Origin of the sequence: Aquicoccus sp. SU-CL01552 (assembly GCF_040365005.1) — a bacterium.
Classification (GTDB): domain Bacteria; phylum Pseudomonadota; class Alphaproteobacteria; order Rhodobacterales; family Rhodobacteraceae; genus Antarcticimicrobium.
In genome coordinates, this window is record NZ_BAABWV010000008.1 from 168,084 (window position 1) to 183,951 (window position 15,868).

14 protein-coding genes, 1 tRNA gene and 1 pseudogene are annotated in these 15,868 nt (G+C 66.4%); 13 read left to right on the plus strand and 3 right to left on the minus strand.

Features of this window, described 5'->3' with window-relative positions:
• Window positions 1–14 precede the first annotated feature (14 nt).
• Both ABWV23_RS11320 and ABWV23_RS11325 read left to right on the plus strand, forming a co-directional pair.
• Window positions 15–335 (plus strand): antibiotic biosynthesis monooxygenase family protein, encoded by a 321-nt coding sequence (locus tag ABWV23_RS11320; protein ID WP_353347738.1) that lies wholly within the window; start codon window positions 15–17, stop codon window positions 333–335.
• 207 nt (window positions 336–542) lie between these two features.
• The gene (locus ABWV23_RS11325; RefSeq protein WP_353347740.1) at window positions 543–950 is read left to right on the plus strand and encodes a universal stress protein; all 408 of its coding nucleotides are present in this window, start codon (window positions 543–545) and stop codon (window positions 948–950) included.
• Between the two features lie 60 nt (window positions 951–1,010).
• Here the strand turns inward: ABWV23_RS11325 and ABWV23_RS11330 are convergent, their stop codons facing one another.
• A complete protein-coding gene (locus ABWV23_RS11330; RefSeq protein WP_353347742.1) occupies window positions 1,011–2,192 on the minus strand; it encodes a GAK system CofD-like protein in 1,182 nt (393 codons plus the stop codon).
• A gap of 207 nt (window positions 2,193–2,399) precedes the next feature.
• Here ABWV23_RS11330 and ABWV23_RS11335 point away from each other — a divergent pair, with 207 nt between their 5' ends.
• From ABWV23_RS11335 to ABWV23_RS11370, 8 genes are all read left to right on the plus strand, one after another.
• Complete coding sequence (locus ABWV23_RS11335) at window positions 2,400–4,001, plus strand: phosphotransferase (protein WP_353347744.1); 1,602 nt, start codon at window positions 2,400–2,402, stop codon at window positions 3,999–4,001.
• Entirely contained in the window at window positions 3,994–4,875 is an 882-nt protein-coding gene (locus ABWV23_RS11340) for a GAK system ATP-grasp enzyme (protein ID WP_353347746.1), read from the plus strand. Before ABWV23_RS11335 ends, ABWV23_RS11340 begins: the two co-directional genes overlap by 8 nt.
• A complete protein-coding gene (locus ABWV23_RS11345; RefSeq protein WP_353347748.1) occupies window positions 4,872–5,957 on the plus strand; it encodes an HprK-related kinase B in 1,086 nt (361 codons plus the stop codon). Before ABWV23_RS11340 ends, ABWV23_RS11345 begins: the two co-directional genes overlap by 4 nt.
• A 59-nt stretch (window positions 5,958–6,016) precedes the next feature.
• Window positions 6,017–6,289: an amphi-Trp domain-containing protein gene (locus ABWV23_RS11350; RefSeq protein ID WP_353347750.1), complete on the plus strand. Its 273-nt coding sequence runs from the start codon at window positions 6,017–6,019 to the stop codon at window positions 6,287–6,289.
• A gap of 95 nt (window positions 6,290–6,384) precedes the next feature.
• Window positions 6,385–7,296, plus strand: a complete 912-nt coding sequence (locus tag ABWV23_RS11355) for a LysR substrate-binding domain-containing protein (protein ID WP_353347752.1) — start codon at window positions 6,385–6,387, stop codon at window positions 7,294–7,296.
• Between the two features lie 183 nt (window positions 7,297–7,479).
• A complete protein-coding gene (locus tag ABWV23_RS11360; RefSeq protein ID WP_353347754.1) occupies window positions 7,480–8,946 on the plus strand; it encodes a trimethylamine methyltransferase family protein in 1,467 nt (488 codons plus the stop codon).
• A 21-nt stretch (window positions 8,947–8,967) separates the two neighbouring features.
• Complete coding sequence (locus tag ABWV23_RS11365) at window positions 8,968–11,379, plus strand: FAD-dependent oxidoreductase (protein WP_353347756.1); 2,412 nt, start codon at window positions 8,968–8,970, stop codon at window positions 11,377–11,379.
• Window positions 11,380–11,548: 169 nt separating this feature from the next.
• On the plus strand, window positions 11,549–11,896 hold the full coding sequence (locus ABWV23_RS11370; protein WP_353347758.1) for a hypothetical protein: 348 nt from the start codon (window positions 11,549–11,551) through the stop codon (window positions 11,894–11,896).
• Between the two features lie 427 nt (window positions 11,897–12,323).
• Here ABWV23_RS11370 and ABWV23_RS11375 read toward each other — a convergent pair whose 3' ends face one another.
• Window positions 12,324–12,473, minus strand: coding sequence for a hypothetical protein (locus ABWV23_RS11375; protein ID WP_353347760.1), 150 nt, complete (start codon window positions 12,471–12,473; stop codon window positions 12,324–12,326).
• Between the two features lie 130 nt (window positions 12,474–12,603).
• On the opposite strand from ABWV23_RS11375, the gene ABWV23_RS11380 reads away from it, so the two are divergent.
• The 3 genes from ABWV23_RS11380 (at window position 12,604) to ABWV23_RS11390 (ending at window position 14,698) form a co-directional block, all read left to right on the plus strand.
• A complete protein-coding gene (locus ABWV23_RS11380; protein ID WP_353347762.1) occupies window positions 12,604–13,668 on the plus strand; it encodes a YeiH family protein in 1,065 nt (354 codons plus the stop codon).
• Window positions 13,665–14,546 (plus strand): LysR family transcriptional regulator, encoded by an 882-nt coding sequence (locus ABWV23_RS11385; RefSeq protein WP_353347764.1) that lies wholly within the window; start codon window positions 13,665–13,667, stop codon window positions 14,544–14,546. The genes ABWV23_RS11380 and ABWV23_RS11385 overlap by 4 nt, the downstream gene beginning before the upstream one ends.
• Window positions 14,547–14,621: 75 nt before the next feature.
• Window positions 14,622–14,698: transfer RNA gene (locus ABWV23_RS11390), tRNA-Arg, on the plus strand.
• A 167-nt stretch (window positions 14,699–14,865) separates the two neighbouring features.
• Here the strand turns inward: ABWV23_RS11390 and ABWV23_RS11395 are convergent.
• Window positions 14,866–15,868: pseudogene (locus tag ABWV23_RS11395) on the minus strand (hypothetical protein); the annotation flags it as partial.

Below are 15,868 nucleotides of genomic sequence, written 5' to 3' on the forward strand. Positions count from 1 at the left end.
ACAAGGAGGAGACCATGCCGAGAATTTCCAAGGATGCCAGTGTTCAGACTGTCATCACCACCTTCGAGATGACGCCGGGCACCTGCCAGGACCTGCTGGATGCGCTGACCGCGGCCTATGCCGAGTTCATCTCGAGACAGCCCGGGTTCATTGCCGCCGGGCTGCATGTGAACGACGCCCAGACACGGATCGCTAATTATTCGCAATGGGCGCGGCGCGAGGATTTCCAGGCGATGTTGCGCACCGCGGAGATGCGTCGGCGCAACCGTGAGATCAACGAGCTGTGCAAGAGCTTCGAGCCGGTGATGTACGAGGTGGCGGCGGCCTTCGGCTGAGCCGGGAGGTCCGGGACGCGGCGGGAATGCCGCGCCGCCGGGCCGGACCCGCCCCGAAAGAAATCCGTTTCCTTTTTCCGGATTTTCAATAGGTTCGATGCAAACAGCAATCTGTGCCGAGGCGGGTGGTCCGGCGTGATGTGGATCAAGGCCGCGCCCGAGCCAGGCGCGCAGAGTGCCAGAGACAGTCAAAGGAGATATGAGACCATGTACCACAACATCCTGATTCCGGTGTCCTTCGATGCGGAGCGCGACGTGACCGCGCCGATGAAGCTGGCCGAAATGCTGCGCACGCCGGAGGCACAGGTGACCCTGCTGCATGTGGTCGAGCATATTCCCGGCTATGCGATTTCCTACATGCCCGAGGACTACATGGCCGAGGCGCGCCAGGCGATCCAGCAGGAGCTGGAGGACATGGCCGCCAAGCTGCCCAATGCCAAGGCCGTGGTGATCGAGGGGCATTCGGGCCGGTCGATCCTGGAATGGGCCGAGATCAACAGCCCCGACCTGATCATAATCGCCTCGCACCGGCCGGGCATGCAGGATCTGCTGCTGGGCTCGACCGCGGCGCAGGTGGTGCGGCACGCGCAATGCGCCGTGCACGTGGTGCGCTGAGCCGGGGCAGTCGCCCGGATCGTATGAACAAGGCGCGGGTGCGCGTTTCGCCGATCCTTTTCAGGTGAGCGAAACGAGCACCCTTGCCACTTTGTCGACGTCATAGGTCGGCGTCTCGGCACGGCCGAGCGGCAGGCGGTGGCAGGGAATGCCGTGGCGTTTCGTGACCTTGGCGCACTGCGCCTCGGACCACCTGCTCTCGCAGAGCACATGGGTCATCAGCGCGCGTGCGGGGACGTCGGGACCGGCGTCCGCCTGTAGCGGCGCGAGGATGGCCGACACCTGATCCGCGAGGGTATGGTCCAGTGCCTCGGGGTCCTGTCCGAGGCTGGGGAGGTAGACCTTGGGGACGCGGCGCTGCGCGATTGCCTGTCCGACCCCCGAGGGCAGCAGGTTGGCGACCACGCTGGAATAGAGGCTGCCGGGGGGATAGCAGATCACCTCGGCCTGTTCGATGAGGCTGCGGTTCCGTTTCGGCAGGGGCACCTTGTCCGGCGCCAGTTCCGATCTGCCGTCACTGAGAAAACAGCGCGCGACCGGGCTGGTGATCGGAGGGGCCTCCTTGCCGCTGATGTGGCGCTGGCCGATGATCCGGCGCCCGTCCGCCAAGTCGACGCCAAGGTGCAGGTTGGCATCGACGATGGTGCGCACGGTGCCGCGCACATCCACCATCTTGGACATCAGGAACAGAACCGGCTCCAACGCGCGGCCGTGGCCAAGGTAGCCACCGGCGAGGATCAGGTTGCCGATGCTGGCATTGCGGTAATCGAAGTTGCCGGGCACCTGGTCGGCAAAACGGCCGAGCTTGGTCCGGATCAACTGGCGCATCGGTTTCGGGATCGCGGCCATCAACGGGTGCTTGCCCCGGACCATCCGGGCGACTTCGGCGCGCAGGTCATTTTGGTCGCCGTCGCCGGGCAGGCGGTGGCTGAACAACGCGTAGACGTCCGGCTGTCCCAGCATGGTTTCATCGGCCAGCGCCATCAGGCGCGAGCGCAGGTCCCCCACCGCCGGCATGTCGAAGGCCTGGCGCAGCACCTGGGAACTGCCGCCGCTGTCGAAGGGCGTAATCAGGTGCATGGAGTTGAAGGTGTAGTGCTTGAGCCGCCGCGATATGCCGTTCAGGGCGCTGCCGCCGCTGAAGAACAGGATCCGGGGGCCGAGGTGCGGCGCGCTTTCGGCCCGCGCGACGCGCAGGTCGTCCGGCAGGCGCAACTCCCGCTCGATGGTGATTGAGGCCATTTTCCGTCGCTCTCCCCGGGATCGCCCGATTCCGGCTTTGCTTCCGCGCGATTGACTGCGCATATGGTCTCATGCCGGTTGAGAACGTCATACGCCCGACGGCGCCCGCTGTCATCTGCAAGGGGGATCTTGCCCCCGAGCAGGCCGGGCCCGCGGCATCGGGGGGAGGGCTGGGCCGTGTCGTCTCCTGACGCCATCGCGGAAAACATGTCGTTTCTGCTGGCCGAGATGGACGGGCAGCTCACCCGGTTGATCGCCTATTTCGAGGCACCCCGAACCGAGACCGCGCTGCAACTGGTCCAGCGGGCCGGGTATGCGCACAACCTGTCATCGCGGGTGCGCAAGGCCTGCCTGGCCGGCATGATCCGCAGCCGGAAGGCCGGGACGCGGCAGCTTCGCCTGCAGGGGATCGACACGATCGCGCGCAATCTCGACCTGATGTCACGGCTGGCGCGGCGGGCCGTCGAACAGGCCGAGCGGGTCGAACGGCCCAAGCTGTTGCGCGCGGAGGCCTATGTGGCGCCGCTGAAGCTGGTGCGAAAATCCGTCGCCCGCATCCATGAGGCACTGGAGGCCCGCGACAGCAAGCTGGCGGTGCAGATCGGCCAGGTCCACACCGAGCTTGGCGCCTTTCACGACCGGCTGTTTCGGACCTATACGCGCGACATGCGCGAGAGCCGCCACACCGAGGACCTGGCCTTCGGGTTGCTGACCCTGAACGAGGTCACCGGCATGGGCGAGGCGTTGCAGACCGTCAGCGAGGCGATCCTGTCGATCAACATCGGCCAGTCGGTGCAGTTCGAACGCTATTTCGCGCTGCGCAGCGTTCTGGCCGGGGTCGCGCGCGACGAGGAGATCACCCTACAGCCGCTGGCCGAAACGCGCTCGGGCAGCGGGATCGCGAGCGTGAACCTGAGGGGCACCAAGGGCGAGACGGTCGCGGCCGTGTTCAAGGACGGGGACCGCCACAAGGTCAAGGAGGAGCGGGTCGGCGTGAAAAGCTGGAACTCGGTCTATCCGGGGCTGGCGCCGGAGATCCTGTCGTATGAGAAAAGCGGCAAGTCCGCCGCCCTGCTGATCGAGCACCTGGAGGGCGAGACCTTTGAGGATATCGTGCTGGGCGGAACCGATGCGGCGCTGGCCGAGGCGCAGAAGGCGCTGCACGGGACGGTGCGCGACATCTGGCGGCAGACCCGCACCGACGACCCGGCCCGGATGGGGGCGATGGAGCAGCTGCGCAAGCGGATGCCGGATGTCTATCGTCTGCACCGGCGCCATGCCTCCGGGCCGCAGAACGTGAACGGGGTGCGGGTGGCCGGGTTCGACGCGCTGACCGCCGCCGCCGCCGCCCGCGAGGCGCAGCTCCCGGCGCCGTTCTCGGTCTATATCCACGGGGATTTCAACCTCGACAACGTGATCTATGATCCCGTCGCCCGCAAGATCCGGTTCATCGACCTGCACCGGTCGCGTTACATGGATTATGTGCAGGATGTCTCGGTCTTCATGGTGTCGAACTATCGGCTGCAGGTTCTGGATGCCGGGACGCGGGCACGGATCGCCAAGGTCGCCACGGACATGCACGCGATGGCCGCGAAATTCGCCCGCCGGGAAAAGGACCCGACCTTTGAATACCGGCTGGCGCTGGGGCTGGCCCGGTCGTTTGCCAGTTCGACGCGGTTTGTCGTCGATCAAGCCCACGCGCGGCGGATGCTCCTGCGCGCGCGCTACATTCTGGAAACCGCGCTCGCCGTGCCCGAGGGCCGGGAGGCGCGGTTCAAACTGCCGATGGGGAAGCTGTTTCGTGACTAAGAGGATCGGGGTCATCGGAATCCCGGGGAAATGGTCCACCGAGGCGCTGGCCGAGGCCTGCGCGGCCCGGACCGGGCATCGGCTGGTCATCGACATGTCCCGCGTGACGCTGGATCTGGCCGCCGGGACGCTGATGCACGACGGCCTGGACCTGTGCGCGCTGGATGGGCTGATCCTGAAAAAGATCGCCGAGGGTTACAGCCCCGATGCGCTGGACCGGCTGGAACTGCTGCGCGTGGCCGAGGCGCGCGGGGTGCGCGTCTTCAGCCCGGCGGAGCGGGTGATCCGGTTGATGGACCGGCTGGCCTGTACGGTGACGCTGTCCAACGCGGGGGTGCCGATGCCGCCGACGACGATTACCGAGGATGTGACCGCCGCGCGCGCGGCGCTGGAGGCCTATGGATCGGCGGTGTTCAAGCCACTGTTCTCGACCAAGGCGCGGGGCATGGTCCTGCTGGACCGGGACGCGCCGGACGCCGAGGGACGGATCGCCGCGTTCAAGGCGGCAAACCCGATGATGTACATCCAGCAAAAGGCCGAGCTGTCGGGCCATGACCTCGGCATGGTGTTCCTGAACGGGGACCATGTCTGTACCTATGCGCGGGTCAACCAGGGCGACAGCTGGAACACGACGATCCACGCGGGCGGCAAATACGCCGCCTATCAGCCGTCGCCCGAGCTGATCGAGCTGGGCCGTCGGGCGCAGGCGCCCTTTGGACTGAGCTTTACCACGGTCGATATCGCGCTGACGCCCGCGGGGCCGATCGTGTTCGAAGTCTCGGCCTTTGGCGGCTACAGCGGCGCGCTCAAGGGGTGCGGTGTCGATGCCGCCGGGCTGGTGGCCGATCACGTGTTGAGGGAGCTTTCCGCATGAGAACCGCTGCCGATGTGCTGTCCGCGCTTGACCTGGCCGCCGCCGGGACGGTGCCCTTTCACCTTGTCGTTGCTCCCGTGCGGCTGACGGTGCTGTGCCCGGAGCCGCTGCGCGCCCGCCTCGTGGCGTATTTCGCCGAGGCGCTGGACGACCGGCCCGGTGACGACCCGGGTGGTCATGTCGTACACTTGCTGCCGGGTCAGGTGCTGGACCCGGAACCCACGTGGACCGAATGGCAGCGTGAGCAGGGCAAATCGGGGCGCAAGGATGCGGTCTGCGATCTGGAGGACGGCCGGTTGATCCGCAAGCTGCGCAGCGGCGTGACCTTCCTTCAGGCGCCGGGCGTGGCGGTCGCCCTGGGTCCGTTGGAGGCGAACGAAAGCACCGTCATCAACTTCATCAACACCCAGGTGCTCAACGCCGGCCTGCGCGACGGCTGGCAATTGTGCCATGCGGCGGCGGTGACCAAGGGCGCGCGCACGCTGGCCATCTCGGGCCTGTCGGGGGGCGGCAAGTCGACCTCGGCCCTGCGGATGATGGAGATCGACGGCACCGGGTTCATGAGCAACGACCGCCTTCTGGTCCGGGCCGGCCGGCCCGCGCGGGCGCTGGGCATCCCGAAACATCCGCGCATCAACCCGGGCACGATCCTGGGAAATCCGCGGCTGCGGCCCATGCTCTCGCCGGCGCGGCGCGCCACCCTTGCCGCCTTGCCCGAGGCGGAGCTCTGGGCGCTGGAGGACAAGCACGACCTGATCATCCCGGAGGTCTATGGCACGGGGCGGGTCACCTATGACGGCCCCCTGACCGATTTCTGGGTGTTGAACTGGCGCCGCGACAGCGCCGCGCCGACGCGGGTGCACGAGGTGGCGCTGGCCGAACGGCCCGACCTGCTGGGCGCGATCATGAAAAGCCCCGGCCCGTTCTATCGCCGCCCGGACGGGCATTTCGAGCCCAACGGCAATGCGCCCGATCCCGGCCCCTATCTCGCCGCGTTGCGCGGGGTGCGGGTCTGCGAAGTGTCCGGCGGCATCGATTTCGACGCCCTGGCCCGGCAGGGGCGGCGCGTGCTGGATGGCTGAGATGCGCGCTGTCGCCGCATTTCGCCCCGGACCGCATGAGTTGAACCAGGAGGTGTCACATGACTGACGGGAACGGACGATTCTCGCACGAGTCCCTGCAGGACGCGAAGACGATCAAGACCCTGTTGACCGCCCTGGCCAAGGGGTTCGCAAAGGGCGAGATGATCCTTGGCGACGAGGATCACGAGTTGGTCCTGCGGGCGGCGGGGCTGATGACCGTCCGGATCAAGGGCGAGCGCGAGGACGGGAATTGCGAGTTCAACCTGCGGGTCCGGTGGTCGGACCCGTTGGACCCGGCGCCGCCGAAGGAAAAGCCGCGCATCGAGAGTTGACGCCGTTTGACATCTGGACAGGGCTTTGACCGGTCATGCATCCTGCGCCGGAGTGTCGGCCTGTTCCCGGCGCAGCTGCATCGAGGATGAGTGACGTGAGGAAATACCCTCTGCCGGCGTTGTCACAGCTTCATACCTTCGAGGGTGTTGCGCGGCGGATGAGCTTTACCGCCGCGGCCGATGAACTCTGCCTGACCCAAAGCGCGGTGAGCCGCCAGATCCGGTCGCTGGAAGAGCATCTCGGGCGGTCGCTGTTCCTGCGCAGGCATCGGGCGATCGACCTGACCCCCGACGGGGGCCGCCTGTTCGAGGCGGTGACACGGGGGCTGGACGAGATCGCGGGTTGTGTCGACGCGTTGCGCGCCTCGGTCGAGGCGCCGCAGATCACGGTCGCGGCCTCGGTCGCGTTTTCCTATTATTGGCTGATGCCCCGGCTGGAACGCTTTGCCGAGCATCACCCCGAGATCGACCTGCGGGTTCTGGCCACCGACCAGGCGGTTGATCTGAGCCTTCGCGATGCGGATATCGCGGTGCTGTACGGCGATGGCGGCTGGCAGGGCGTCGAAACCCGGCGGCTGTTCGGCGAGCGGGTCTATCCGGTCTGCAGCCCCGGCTACGCCAAGGCGCACCCGGAGTTGCAAGCCCCCGGCGATATGCTGGACCAGACCTTGCTGCATCTGGACGGCGGCGGAACCATCTGGGGCGCGGTCGACTGGCGTGTCTGGCTGGCAAAACAGGGCGTCACCGGGCAACCGCAGCGCCGTGGAATCCGCCTCAACAGCTATCCGATGGTCCTGCAGGGGGCCGAGGCGGGGCGCGGCGTGGCCCTTGGCTGGAGTTATATCACCGACGCCATGCTGGAGAGCGGCCAGCTGGTCTGTCCCGTCGACAGGCCGATCGAGACGCGCAATGGATATTACATCGGCGCATCCCCGAAACGCATGGCGGACCCGGCTGTGACCGCGTTTTTCCAGTGGATCATGGAAGAATGCGGCGGCGTCGAGTGATACGCATGAACGTGGGGAATGCCACGCATTCGAAATGATCGTTTGAAAGACCGGGCGCGCCCGTCCCTTCTGGGCGGCAGGAATTGCGCGAGGTCCGTCATGCCAGCAACTGCCACCAAACGACCGAACCGACGGGGGCGCGGCAAAGCTGACGCCCCCACCTTGCCCCCCATTCGCCCCGGCATGACCGGCGGGTGCTTTCGCCCGCTGAGCAGCGCGGAGATGACGCGCATCCACCAACTGGTGTTGCGGCTGCTGGCCGAGCTGGGCCTGTCACAGGTCACGCCAAGTCTGGAGGCCCGCGCCGTTGCGGCGGGGTGCGAGATGGGCGGCGATGGCCGGTTGCGGTTTCCGCGCGCGCTGGTCGAGGACGTGATCGCCCGCACGCGGCGAAAATTCACCCTGCACGGGATCGACCCGGCGCATGACATCGAGATCGGCGGGCGGCGGGTTCATGCGGGCACCGGCGGCGCGGCACCCACCATCATGGATTTCCACAGCGGCAAGTACCGCGAAAGCACCGTTGCCGACCTCTATGACATTGCCCGGCTGGTCGACCGGATGGACAACCTGCACTGGTATCACCGCTCGGTCGTGGCGCGGGATGCGCAAACGGTGCGCGATCTGGATATCAACACCACCTATGCCTGCCTGTCGGGCACATCGAAATCCATCGCGGTAAGCTATACCGATGCCGCCAGCGTCAAGGCGGTGCTGCCGATGCTGGACGCGGTGGCGGGCGGTGAGGGGCGGTTCCGCGACCGTCCCTTCTGCACCGCGGTCTGCTGTCACGTGGTGCCGCCGATGCGTTTCGCCACCGAAAGCTGCGAGGCGCTCGAAGCGGCGGTCGAGGCGGGGCTGCCGATCCTGCTGGTGGCCGCCGGTCAGGCCGGGGCGACGGCGCCGGCGACGCTGGCCGGGGCGGTGGCGCAGGCCTGTGCCGAGGTGCTGGCGGGACTGATCCTGTGCAACATCATCGACCCGACCTGCCGGGGCATCTTTGCCACCTGGCCCTTTGTCAGTGATCTGCGTACCGGCTCGATGTCCGGCGGCTCGGGCGAGCAGGCGCTGCTGTCGGCGGCCTGTGCGCAGATGGCGGGGTTCTATGACCTGCCGAATTCGGTGCCGGCCGGCATGACGGACAGCAAGCTGCCCGACATGCAGGCGGGGGGCGAAAAGGGATACACCATCTCGCTCGCGGCGCATGCGGGGGCGTCGATGATCCACGAATGCGCCGGCATGCAGGGGTCGCTGATGGGCACGAGCCTTGAGGGCTACGTGCTCGACAACGAGCTGATCGGCGCCATCCTGCGCACCGTGCGCGGGGTCGAGGTCAGCGAGGATACGTTGAGCTACGAGGTGATCCGCGACGTGGTGCTGGGCGAGGGGCATTATCTGGGCCACGCGCAGACCTTCAGCCGGATGAAGACCGATTTCCTTTATCCGCAGATCGCCGACCGGCGCAGCATCAGCCAATGGGAGGAGGCCGGTGCGCATGACGCACGGGATGTCGCGCGCGACAAGGTCCGGCAGATCCTGGCCGAGCATTACCCCAACCATATCCCCGAGGACGTCGACCGGCGGTTGCGGAACAGTTTCAACATCATTCTCCCCAGAAACCGGATGCGCGCCGGAAACGGCGCCTGGTAGCCCAACAGAAAGGAAAACGCGATGCAGTCTCATGCAAAGGTGGTCATCGTCGGCGGCGGCATGATGGGTGTCGGCCTGGCCTATCACCTGGCCGAAGAGGGCTGGACGGACGTGGTGCTGATCGAAAAGGGCGAGCTGACCAGCGGTTCGACCTGGCATGCGGCGGGCCAGTGTCCCAGCTTCATCAGCAATTACAACATGGCCAAGATCCACCATTACTCCAACACGCTCTATCCCCGGCTGGAGGAGATCACCGGCCAGCCGGCGGGCTGGCATGGCTGCGGCGGCATCCGGCTGGCCACGACGCAGGAAGAGGTGGACTGGTTCAGGCACGTCGCCGGGTTTTCCGCCAACGTCGGCTTTCACATGGAGATCGTCGGCCCGGACCGGATCAAGGAGTTGAACCCCTGGCTGGAGACCGACGGCATTCTCGCCGGGGCCTATACCAACATGGACGGGCACGTGGACCCCTCAAGCGCCTGCAATGCCATGGCGGCGGGCGCGCGGCAGATGGGCGCCAATATCATCCGCCGCACCCGCGTGACGGATATCACCGTGCTGCCCTCGGGCGAATTCGAGGTGGTGACCGATGCGGGCAACATCCGGGCCGAGCACGTGGTGAACGCCGCCGGCTGCTATGCCCGCGAGGTCTGCAAGTGGGTGGGTGTCGAGACCCCGATCACCAACATGGAGCACCAGTACCTGGTGACCGAACCGCTGGAGGAATTCGCGGGCGCCGATTTCGAACTCCCGGTCATGCGCGACCCGGCCACGGCGGGGTATTACCGGCAGGAACAAAAGGCCGGGCTGGTCGGTATCTATGAGCATTTCGGCAGCCGCGAGGCCTGGGCCGGGCGCGGCGGTTTCCCCGAATGGGACAGCGAGAACGAGCTGTTCGAGGGCGATATCGACCGCATCGCGCCCTGGCTGGAAAAGGCGTTGGAGCGGATGCCGATCTTTGCCGATGCCGGCATCAAGCGGATCATCAACGGGGCCATCCCGCATACGCCGGACGGCAACCCGCTGGTCGGCCCGGCGCCGGGTCTGCGCAATTTCTGGCAATGCTGCGGCGCGTCCATCGGCATTGCGCAGGGCGCCGGCACCGGCAAGTACCTGGCGCAGTGGATGGTGCATGGCGATGCCGAGATCAACATGGGCTGCATCGACCCGCGCCGCTTCGGGGCCTATGCGGATCAGGCCTATACCCGCGCCAAGAGCTTTGACGATTACGAAAACATGTTCGAGACCCCGCTTCCGGGGCGCGAGATCCAGGCGGGTCGCCCGAGCCGCGTGACGCCGCTGTATGGGCCGCTCAAGGCCAAGGGCGCGGTCCATACCGAGGTTTACGGCTGGGAGCGGCCCAAGTATTTCGCGCCCGCCGGGTTCGAGGAAAAGCTGCAATACCGGCGCAACAACGTCTTTGACATCGTGGCCGGGGAATGCCGCGCGGTGCGCGAGCGGGTCGGCATCATGGACCTGTCGAGTTTCGCCAAGTTCGATGTCAGCGGCCCGGGCGCCGAGGCGCTGCTGGACCGGCTGACAGCCAACAAGCTGCCGAAGAAGCCCGGCGGCATCAACTTGACCAATGTCCTGTCGGACAACGGCCGGATCGAAGGCGAATGGACCATCACCCGGTTGGCCGATGATCGGTTCTATGTGCTGTCAGGCGCCGGTACCGAACGGATGGCGCAGGATCAGCTGAGCTTTGCCGCCGGCGAGGGGGTGACTGTTACGAATGTCACCGATGACTATGGCATGCTGGTGGTGGCCGGCCCCAAGGCGCGCGAGGTGTTGGCCCCCCTCACCGATGCCGATCTGGGCAACGGCGGTTTTCGCTGGCTCTCGGGGCAGGAGATCGAAATCGCGGGCATCCCGGTCCGCGCGCTGCGGGTGAACTACGTCGGCGAGCTGGGATGGGAGCTGCACGCGCCGATGGCTGATCTGGCAAGGCTCTATGACGCGATCTGGGTCGAGGGTGAGGCGCATGGGATCGCGGATTTCGGTGTTCTTGCGGTGAATTCGCTGCGGATGGAAAAGGGCTATCGCGGCTATGGCGCGGAACTGACCAACGAGATCACGCTGATCGAGGCCGGTTGCACCCGGTTCTATGCCCCGGACAAGGGGGAGTTCAAAGGCCGAGCCGCCACCGAGGCGGTGCGCGAGAAGGGGATCGCGGCCAAGCTGGTCTATGGTGAGATCGCCGCAACCGATTGCGACATCCACGGTGGCGAGGCGGTGATGCAGGGCGAGCGCGTCGTGGGGGTCTGCACCTCGGGCGGCTATGGCCATGCGACCGGCAAGAGCCTGGTCTTTGCCTATGTGGAGCCCGACAAGACCGCCGGGCTGGAGGTGGTCGTGCTGGGTGAACGGCGGGCGCTTACCCTGCATGACGAACCGGTCTGGGATCCGACCAACGCAAGGCAACGGATGTAGCGGGAAAGACCGAGGGCAGGGGGCCGGTTCGCCACGCGGGCCCCCTGCCGACGGGGCTACAGCCAATAAGGGTTGGTCCAGGCCGCTTGCCGTCGGATCCGATGACGATGACCCGCAGCCGGGGGCTGCCGTCCAGACCGTCGAGCGGAATGGTGGCGCGGCTGACGCCTTGTTCAACGTGGTAGCCGTGCTGATAGCCTTGGCCGATCACCAGGATGCCCGAGGCCGGCGTGCATTCGACCAGAAGCGCATCGCCCGCCAGCGCCACGGTGTGGATCCTGGGACCTTGGGTGGAATAGAACTGTCCCTGTTTCAACGCCTGCAAAAGGGTTTCGGGCGCGCGGTCCTGCGCCTTCGGCTCGTTCCAGCCGTCACCGAAATCAGGCGTCTTGAAATGCGCGTCATCGCAGGCATAGGTCAGCAGCCGCTTTCCCTTGTCGGCCTGCCCGTGGCTTTCGCCCCCACCGCCGCGGTCGACAACGGCACGGCACTGGCCCGGCGCCCAGGATCGGCGTGAATGTCTCGTCGCGCAGCGCCGAGATATCGGTCAGCGGGAAATCGAACCCCGGCAGGAAGTGATCGGTCAGCGACAGGAAGTCATAGCCCGCCGCGCGCTAGCGACGCGCCACCTCTTCGGGGGCAGGGGCACCGTCGGAGCGGTTGGAATGGTGTGGATATTGCCCTTGAGAAAGCTGCCGGGGGCGGAGAACGGATTCGGTCATCGGTTTGTCCTGTGTGGGAGGGGCAGGCGGTCAGCCGGGGGGGGGCGCCGAACCCGGTGAGGCCGGCGGCGAACTGCGGACGCCCCTGGGCGAATTCCATCTGGTCCATGCCGCCCTCGGCGAAGAAACGGCGGGCCAGGTCCAGCGCCGGTTTTCCGACCGCGTTGTCCCAGGCGACGCTCTGGCCGTCCTCGGCCATGAACGGTTTGCCCTGTTGTGAGATCAGCGCGCGCCACAGCCAGTCATCGGGCCAGGAATTGACCATGTAGGAGGCGCAGGCTTGCGATCGAGCCGCGCGTCGATCTCGACCAGTTCCGCCACCCGGCGCACCTCGTCGCGGATGTCGCGGTGCATTTGCGACTGTCTCGGCATCCGCCGCCCTTGGGGTGTCACGGGGGTCTGTAATCGTTCGATAAAACTGATCAATAAGACAAGAACAATCCGTTGGATTGCTTAACCCTAAAGGCAGATGGTCCGGTCAGAACGCGAAAGGACAAAAAAGATGACCCGTATCACCACCGATCCCGGCACCGCCCCCGGTACTGGCGCCGCCGCGCTGCCGCCATTCCTTGCCACCGGCCCCGGCCGCATCCTGCCCGGGCTGGCGCTGGCCGCGCTGATCGCGGTGGCGGGCTTTGCGCTGCGGCAGCTGCCGGGGGTCGGGATGCTCAGCCCGCTGATCCTCTCGATCCTGATCGGCATGGCGTTTCACAACCTGGTCGGCACCCCCCTGATCGCCAAGGCCGGGGTCGCCTTCAGCCTGCGCCGGGTGCTGCGCGCCGGTATCGTCCTTTTGGGGCTGCAACTGACCGTGCAACAGGTGGCGGCGGTGGGGGCCGGGGGCGTGGCATTGATCGTCACCACCTTGCTGGCCACCTTCGTCTTTACCACCTGGCTGGGGCGCGCAATGCATATCGAGCCCGGGTTGACCCAGTTGATCGCCGCCGGCAGTTCGATCTGCGGTGCCTCTGCCGTGATCGCCACCAACACGGTCACCCGCGCGCGCGATGAGGACGTCGCCTATGCGGTCGCCTGCGTCACGGTGTTCGGCTCACTGTCGATGGTGCTGATGCCCCTCGCCGCAGGGATGCTGCAGATGGGGCCGCACGCCTTTGGCCTCTGGGCCGGGGCCTCGATCCACGAGGTGGCGCAGGTCGTCGCCGCCGCCTATGCGCGCGGGCAGGAGGCCGGCGAATTCGGCACCGTGGCCAAGCTGACCCGGGTGATGATGCTGGCGCCCGTGGTGCTGACGCTGGGGGCCCTGGCCGCGCGCCGGCTGCGCCGCAGCGGTGATGCGGTCCACCGGGCCGCGCCGCCGGTGCCGTGGTTCGTGTTCGGCTTCATCGCCATGGTCTGCCTGGCCAGCACCGGGTGGATCCCCGAGACGACCCAATCCGCCACCACCGGGCTGACCCAGTTCCTGCTGGCCACCGCGCTGGCGGCGATGGGGCTGGAAACCGACATCCGCAAACTGGCCGCCGAGGGCATCCGCCCGGCGTTGCTGGGGGCCGGGGCCTGGATTTTCATTTCTCTTTTCAGCCTGGGTCTGGTTTTGATCTTTGCATGACGCTTGATCAACTCCGCATCTTCATCGCCGTCGCCGAGCGGGAACACATCACCCGGGCGGCGGCGGTTCTGAACCTGACCCAGAGCGCCGTGAGCGCCGCCATCGCCGCGCTTGAGGAGCGCCACGCCGTCCGCCTGTTCGATCGGGTCGGGCGGCGCATCGTGTTGACGGAGTCGGGGCGCGTGTTCCTGGACGAGGCGCGCTCGGTCCTGGCCCGCGCCGAGCAGGCCGAGCGCGTTCTTGGCGACCTGGCCGGTCTCCGGCGCGGCACGCTGCGCCTAGCGGCCAGCCAGACGGTGGCGAATTACTGGCTGCCGCCGCTGATGCAGAGGTTCCACGCCACCTATCCCGGATTCACCCTGGAACTGACCACCGGCAATACGTCGGAGGTGGTCCGGATGGTCCATGCCGCAACGGTCGACCTGGGGTTCGTCGAAGGCGAGGTCGATGATCCCGCCCTCTCGGCCCAACCGCTTCCCGGCGACGAGCTGGCGCTGGTGGTGGCCCCCGGCCACGCCTGGACCCGGACACCTCCGGTCACCCGCGCCGCACTCCGCGCCGGGCCCTGGGTGTTGCGCGAACCCGGCTCCGGCACCCGCGCGGTCTGCGAGACGGCGCTGGCCAGCCACGGCCTGGCCACGGGTGACATCGACATCGTGCTGGAATTGCCCTCGAACGAGGCGGTGCGCACCGCCGTCGAGGCCGGCCCCGGCGCCACGGTCCTGTCCACGCTGGTGGTCGCGCCGGCGCTCAAGGCCGGGCGGCTGGTCCGGGTGCCCTTCGCCCTGCCGCCGCGCCGTTTTTACGCGGTGCGTCACAAGGCACGCCACCTGTCGCTGGCCGAACGGCGGCTTCTCGACCTCGCCAGCGCCACCTGAGAATGGCCACTCGCACCGGCAGCCCCAAGTTTCGCTTGATCCCCCCCGTCAAAGCCCGCAAAAGTCACCCCGAGCGGTCCCATAGCTCAACTGGATAGAGCAGCTGACTTCTAATCAGCAGGTTGAGGGTTCGAGTCCTTCTGGGATCGCCAATGCTCCATTTGTGCCAATGCCCCATAAGCTTGCACGTTTTTGCGGCTTTCATGCACACCCCATGTCAAGCGAAAACGCGCCCTGCGAGGCGGAATCTTTCATAAGCGACTGGTACAAATAATATTTTTCCACACGGAGCGGCGGATTTTCCGCCCGCGTGTAGATATCAGCGTTTGAGCGCGCTCAATGCGGGTGCAAGCTCGTCCCGAAGAAAGACCGGGCCGACGTCCGCTCCATTCGGCCGGAAAGCCTCGATCCCCCTCGCCACCAAGGCCGCCAGAATCGTGTTCCAGTGAAGTCCGGTTTCTTCCGCCATCACTGTTGGCGTCGTGAACTTTTCATGGAAGGCCGCGATGTCCGCTTCCGTCATGCGCCACTGTTTGCGTTTCGTTACCGGATGGAGAACCTCGGTCGCAGGGGTATGGCCGCCTTCGATCAACGTAAGAAAGGCATCCTTCTTCCGCATACCGATAGAACGGGCAAACGCAACGGCGGCCAGTTGGCCATCTATAGATTCTATGCTTACCTCACGCGGCAGGCGCACCTGAAGCTGATCGATCTGGGCGCATTCAACGACGATCCCGTGATATCCGAACACATCGGCGCGCTTGCCCGCCATTAAAGTGCCCTCCCGGATCGCGGCAATGACCTGCCCCACCGAAAGACCCAGGCGCTTATGCACGTGCTGGATCGTTTCCCATCCGGCCGTTTCAGCGTCCAGCGGGATCGCCAGGCTCTCCAACTCACGAACCAATGCCAGCCCATCAGACACCCGCCATGGCGACCTGATGGATGGCACTTTCGTTCGGGGTAACAGAATACCATCGGACCCTAGCGAAATCAGTTCGGCCCGCGTCGCCCCCATTGCCTTGCGCATCGCGATCGGGCCGACCAATGTCGGGATCTCACCCAGCAGGGGCTGGAATGCCCCGGCATCGAAAGTTTTACATGCGTCCGAGCGCTGGTCATCCGCTGCGAACGCCCCGGCCTCCGTCAGGAAATCATCCAGGACAGCGGTGCCGATCCCAATTTCCTTGCTCGCCGTTACGAGTGAATGGAGCCGGCGTTCGGGGACGGTTTTCCCCAGGATCACGTCGCCCGCCGCAACAGGCCAGATCCTCAGCAAATAGCCCCGCAGGATATCGCGGAAACCATCGAAGCTTTCGTCG